Origin of the sequence: Gilliamella sp. B2717 (assembly GCF_026536675.1) — a bacterium.
Taxonomy (GTDB): domain Bacteria; phylum Pseudomonadota; class Gammaproteobacteria; order Enterobacterales; family Orbaceae; genus Gilliamella; species Gilliamella apicola_I.
In genome coordinates, this window is sequence record NZ_JAFNNQ010000002.1 from 264,702 (window position 1) to 264,914 (window position 213).

1 protein-coding gene is annotated in these 213 nt (G+C 36.2%); it reads right to left on the minus strand.

What is annotated here, in order from left to right; translation table 11 throughout:
- Positions 1-198: hypothetical protein (locus tag J3U35_RS01255; RefSeq protein WP_267359019.1), on the minus strand; the 198-nt coding region annotated here is incomplete at its 3' end.
- Between the last annotated feature and the right edge of the window lie 15 nt (positions 199-213).

The following is a 213-nucleotide window of genomic DNA, read 5'->3' on the forward strand; positions in this document are numbered from 1 at the left end:
ACAATGCAATTTTAATTGCAGATTTTTTAACAATCCCCATAACGCCTGATTACGTGCATTACTCCTTTGTATCAATTCCGCTTCGGATGGCTTTTCATCGAAAATTCTCGCAACACCTTCTTCAAGGCATAATCTTTTTAAATGCGTCAGCTGACTAAGCTTTTCTAATAAAACAATCGGAAATTTTCGTTGACGCAAATGCAAATCCACTAT